Source organism: Rhizobium sp. PDO1-076, from assembly GCF_000247475.1.
Lineage (GTDB): Bacteria > Pseudomonadota > Alphaproteobacteria > Rhizobiales > Rhizobiaceae > Allorhizobium.
In genome coordinates, this window is the sequence record NZ_AHZC01000230.1 from 1 (window position 1) to 2,131 (window position 2,131).

The window sequence follows — 2,131 nt, forward strand, 5'->3', positions numbered from 1 at the left end:
CCATTCCTGCGATCCCAATAAAGCCCCCTTGTGGGGTTTTTTGCGTTTTTGTCCCTCAGTTGCGCCGGTGCGGCCCATGAGGTCTTCCAGAATTGCTTTCTCGTTTAGAAAACCGGGCTTGTTCTTGCCAGATGCAAAAGTGAGGATCGCGGCAAGGTCGCCGCGCAGCACGATCACCAGTTCTGCACCATCTGGAACAAGATCTATGCGGCTGACCAGCGTGCGGAGCTTGTTGGCTGCCAGTGCCCGCGTTTGCTCGTTGCCAAGCTGGTCGTGGAGTGCCGCGATCTCCTCGTGATAATACTTCGCCAGATTGGGGTGGAGCAGGGGAGGCGGTTCTTCAGCGCCGTCGAGGAAGCCGGCCAGCTCCTTCCGGCGGGCTTCAAGGGCCACCATCTTCGTGTTGATCCTGTCGGCAGCACCACCCTTCAAAATAAGGTCGAGAAGAGTGTCGAGTTCGCGGTCGATCCGCTTGATCTCTGCGGCCGATGAATGGAGCGAAGCGCGAGCCTCCATTCGCGCCTTGTTCACCTCTCGCGTGAACTCCTCGCAAAACTCCTTGTAGAGTTCCGGTTCCATCAGATGCTTGTCGAGCCCGTTCAGAACGGATTGTTCGAGCGTATCGCGCCGGATGTTCAGCCGGTTGGCGCAAGTCCCCTTGGTCCGGGCGTTAGTGCAGCCGAGCATGTCCCTCGAAATCATCGAATAACCGCCACCGCAGCAGCCGCATTTGACGAGCCCGGTGAACAGGTGTTTTGGCCGGCGGCGCTCGTTCAGAACACGGTTGTCGCCCAGCTGGGTTCCGGGCTCCAGCGTCATCTGGTCCTGCCGTATCTTCACTGCATCCCACAGGTTCTGATCGACGATGCGCAGATCCGGCACGTCCTGAATAACCCAATCCGCTTCCGGATTGGGACGGGAAACACGCTTGCCAGTATCCGGGTCCTTCAAGTATCGCAGGCGGTTCCAGACCAGTTTCCCGATATAAAGCTCATTGTTGAGAATGCCTGTCCCGCGCTTGGGATTGCCGTGTATGGTCGACGGCCCCCATTCACTGCCTTGCGGACCTGGCACGCCTTCGCCGTTCAGCCCCATGGCGATCGTGCGCGACGATTTTCCCGCCAGATATTCTGTGAATATGCGCCGGACGATACTGGCTTCCGGCTCGTTGATGGTGCGCTCGCCGCGGTTGGGTTCCCCGGATGCGTCGACGTTCCGCACGACATCGTAGCCGTAGCAGAGGCCACCGCCCGATTTGCCTTCTTCGACCCGGCCGCGCAGGCCGCGTCGCGTCTTGTCGGCAAGGTCTTTGAGATAGAGGGCGCCCATGGTGCCCTTGAGGCCGATATGCAATTCGCTGACTTCACCTTCGGAGAGTGTAACGATGCTGACGCCGGCAAAGCGCATGCGCTTGTAGAGCCCGGCAATATCTTCCTGGTCGCGCGATAGCCGATCGAGTGATTCCGTCAGTATGACGTTGAAGCGTCGCTTCAGTCCGTCGGCGATCAGTTCCTGGATACCGGGCCGGATCAGAGAGGCGCCTGAGATGGCGCGATCCGTATAGCTGTCGACGACTGTCCAGCCTTCACGCTCGGCCCGTGTGCGGCAAATGCGAAGTTGGTCTTCAATGGAGGCATCACGCTGGTTGTCGGAGGAATAGCGGGCGTACAGCGCAACCTTCATGAGATGGCCTCCCTATTTGAGGAGGCGATTGCGGGTGGCGCCCTCCTGTTCGGCTTTGACGAATTTACGGGCAGCCTGTCGCGCCAGCAAGCGGACAAGTTCCCGAAGGCGGTGATCAGGCTTTGACGGGTCGTAGACCGGCATGTCGTCGGCGGGTGCGAGAACGACCCGCACGCTATTTGCCGCTGTTCCTTTCCGCTTTGCCACAACACGATCCTCGCCCTTGAGCGGACCATTCCGCTCGGGGCAAAGACTGCGCCGGCAACCGGCGGATTTGAATGCGAAATCGCGGGCATGTCAGAGACCTCCAGCGTAGTCCATCGTGCCTTGTCGGTTAGGCGCGCATTCGATCGCAGATCGTGCGGCGGAAACAGACGGCACCAGCGCAAGAATACTTGAATTTTGCGGCGAGCGAATCCCCCTGCGCGTGGAAATTTTCGCGTTCTTC

2 protein-coding genes are annotated in these 2,131 nt (G+C 59.5%); both read right to left on the minus strand.

Annotation, left to right across the window (positions count from 1 at the left end; all coding sequences use genetic code 11):
- Positions 1-1,683 (minus strand): recombinase family protein (locus PDO_RS13700; protein WP_007602603.1); only part of this gene is annotated, 1,683 nt, incomplete at its 3' end.
- A gap of 12 nt (positions 1,684-1,695) precedes the next feature.
- Entirely contained in the window at positions 1,696-1,890 is a 195-nt protein-coding gene (locus PDO_RS27220) for a hypothetical protein (RefSeq protein ID WP_007602604.1), read from the minus strand.
- Positions 1,891-2,131: the final 241 nt, after the last annotated feature.